The following is a 2,898-nucleotide window of genomic DNA, read 5'->3' on the forward strand; positions in this document are numbered from 1 at the left end:
TTCCATCCCGACGGCGAGTCGACGTGGTGGGAGCGGGTCGAGCAGCTCGTGGCGCTGCGACGCTCCGGGGCCCTGCCCTCACGGCGGGTGCCTGCGGCCCGAGGCGGTTCCCTGCACGAGGCCTGGCACCGGGCGAGCGTGCTCGGGGTCGAAGATCGCACGGTGCGGGGCTCGGTGGCGCTCGCGGTGGGCGCCCCGGCGACGCGAGCGCTCGGTGTGCTTCGACGGCGCAGGACACCCGCGGATGGCGGGACCTGGTCGGACGCCTCGACCGACTACACGCTCGAGCCGAACCCGTTCGACGACTCCCTCCGGCGCTGAGTCTTCGGGGCGTTCGCTCGGTCAGCCTCCGAGGAGGTTGCCGAGCTGGGCACCGACCTCCTCGACGAGCTCGTCGACGCTCAGTTCGACGTTCGTGCTCGGCGTGAGGGTGAGGAACATGATCGAGGAGACGATCCGGGCGAGGGCGGTGGCCCGTTCGACGCCTGTCTTCTCATCGCGCTGAAGAATCCGGGCCACGGCGGTCTCTGTCTCCCCGACGATGCGGAGTGCTTCGGCGTGGTGCGGATCCGACGTGTCGGCGAACAGCATCTCGCGAAGGTAGGTGCGTCCGTTCTCGACCTGGACGCGATTGCACTCGATGATCGGTCGCAGGAGAGCGAGGATCGCCTCGGCGATATCGGGAGTCGCCTCGGCGGCCGCCACGCCCTTCTCGAGGGCGACCGCGTAGTGCGCGTTCTGCACGAGGAGCAGCAGCTCGCCCTTGGTCTTCGCATAGAGGAACAGTGTGCCGGTGCCGACGTCGGCCCGCTCGGCGATCTGCTGGGTGGTGACGTCGTCGATGCCGTGCTCGGCGAACAGCTCGGCCGCTGCCGCCGTGATCCGCTCGAGCTTCTGCTGCTTGTTGCGCTCGCGACGCCCGAGGACGTTCGATGCGGAGGTGGTCATGCTCTTCTTTCAGGAATAGAAACTGACTACGCTCAGTTATGAGTTAAGTCGCTAACGTGCACACTCAGATATCGCCTATTGTCGCAAAGAAGAGAGCATTCCATGCCTTCACTCCACGGAGCCGTCGTCCTCGTCACCGGAGCGAACGGAGGCATCGGCACGCAGTTCGTCCATCAGGCGCTCGCCCGCGGAGCCGCCAAGGTGTATGCCAGCGCCCGCGTGCCACGCAGCTGGGATGACGAGCGCGTCGTCCCGCTCGCGCTCGACGTGACGGATGCCGAGTCCATCCGTCACGCGGTCGAGGCCGCGCCGGATGTGACGGTGCTCATCAACAACGCCGGTGCCTCGGCACCCACCGCGGGAATCCTCACACACTCCGACGACGACATCCGCCGGAACGTTGAAACCAACTTCCTCGGCCCGCTCTTCCTCGCGCGCGCCTACGCCCCGCTGCTCACCGGGCGGCCCGGTGCCGCGATCATCGATATCCACTCCGCTCTCTCCTGGTTCGCGGTGGCCGGTATCTACAGCGCGACGAAGGCGGCGCTGTGGTCGGCGACGAACTCGCTCCGCCTGGAACTCGCTCCGGCTGGAGTGCACGTCGTGGGCGTGCACGTCGGCTATGTCGACACCTCGATGGCCGAGCACGTCTCGGACCCGAAGACCGATCCCGCCGACCTCGTGGCCACCGTGTTCGACGCGACGGAACGCGGGGAGTACGAGGTGCTTGCCGATCAGACCTCGGTGCAGCTCAAGGCGGCGCTCAGTGCTCCGCTGGAAGCCGTCTACCCCCAGCTGCAGGCGAGCGCCTGAGTCGCCGCGAGATCGTCGGAGGAGTCGAACATCATGCGCGCATTCGTCGTCCCGAAGTACAAGCGGCCACTCGAAGAGCGGGATGTCGTCGAACCGGTCGTGGGTGACCGAGACGTCCTGGTTCGTGTGGAGGCTGCCGGTCTCAACCAGCTCGACGAGAAGATCCGGCGGGGCGAGTTCGCACAGATCCTGCCCTATGAGCTGCCGCTCGTGCTCGGCAACGACCTGGCGGGGACGGTGATCCGTGTCGGCGCACTCGTCGACGGATTCCGACCCGGCGACCGTGTGTACGCGACCGCAGACGGGGCACGTATCGGGACGTTCGCCGAGCGGATCGCCGTCGCCGAGAAGGATCTCGCCCTCATGCCGGCCGGGCTCACGATGGCGGAGGCCGGGTCCCTCCCGTTGGTGGCTCTCACGGCCTGGCAGGCCCTGGTCGAGCGCGGCAAAGTCCGGGCAGGACAGAAAGTGCTCATCCACGCGGGTGCCGGCGGTGTCGGATCCATCGCCGTCCAGCTCGCCGCCCACCTCGGAGCCACGGTCGCCACGACGGCCAGTGCGGTGAACGCCGACTTCGTCCGTGAGCTCGGCGCCGACATCGTGGTCGACTACCGTCGGCAGGACTTCGCCGAGGAGCTGTCCGGCTACGACTTCGTGTTGGACAGCCTCGGCGGCGAGAATCTCGAGAAGTCGCTGCGGGTGCTGAAGCCGGGCGGACTGGTCGTCGGCATCTCGGGACCGCCCGACCCCGCATTCGCCCGCGCGCGGGGGCTGAACGCCTTCGTGCGACTGGCCGTGGCAGGGCTGAGCCGGAAGATCCGTCGCCAGGCGAAGAAGCTCGGGGTCCGCTACGAGTTCCTCTTCATGCGGGCGGATGGCGATCAGCTCCGCGAGATCTCGGCTCTCGTCGACAGTGGGGTGATCCGGCCCGTCGTCGCGAAGACGTACCCGTTCGAGCGTGTGCCGGAAGCACTCGCCGATCTTGCCGCCGGGGGGAGCCGCGGCAAGCTCGTGATGACGAACAGCTGAGTCACGGGGCGGGTGCCGGAAGCCAGACGCATCGCGCCGTGCGCGGCGCGTCGAGGGCGGCGCGTCGAGGGCGGACACGCCGACGGTGCGCTGCCGCGTCTGGGTTTT

Annotated in this window: 4 protein-coding genes; 3 read left to right on the forward strand and 1 reads right to left on the reverse strand. The window is 68.3% G+C overall.

Annotated features, from left to right (window positions below; all coding sequences use genetic code 11):
* A partial coding sequence (locus tag DSP71_RS05725; protein WP_181800675.1) for a hypothetical protein occupies nucleotides 1-321 on the forward strand: 321 nt, incomplete at its 5' end.
* 21 nt (nucleotides 322-342) lie between these two features.
* Here DSP71_RS05725 and DSP71_RS05730 read toward each other — a convergent pair.
* Nucleotides 343-948 (reverse strand): TetR/AcrR family transcriptional regulator, encoded by a 606-nt coding sequence (locus DSP71_RS05730; protein ID WP_113680600.1) that lies wholly within the window; start codon nucleotides 946-948, stop codon nucleotides 343-345.
* A gap of 102 nt (nucleotides 949-1,050) precedes the next feature.
* Between DSP71_RS05730 and DSP71_RS05735 the strand changes: the two genes are divergently transcribed.
* Both DSP71_RS05735 and DSP71_RS05740 read left to right on the forward strand, forming a co-directional pair.
* Nucleotides 1,051-1,761 (forward strand): SDR family oxidoreductase, encoded by a 711-nt coding sequence (locus DSP71_RS05735; protein ID WP_113680601.1) that lies wholly within the window; start codon nucleotides 1,051-1,053, stop codon nucleotides 1,759-1,761.
* A gap of 33 nt (nucleotides 1,762-1,794) precedes the next feature.
* Entirely contained in the window at nucleotides 1,795-2,790 is a 996-nt protein-coding gene (locus DSP71_RS05740) for an NADP-dependent oxidoreductase (RefSeq protein WP_113680602.1), read from the forward strand.
* Nucleotides 2,791-2,898: the final 108 nt, after the last annotated feature.

Origin of the sequence: Microbacterium sp. H6, assembly GCF_003314775.1 — a bacterium.
GTDB lineage: Bacteria > Actinomycetota > Actinomycetes > Actinomycetales > Microbacteriaceae > Microbacterium > Microbacterium oxydans.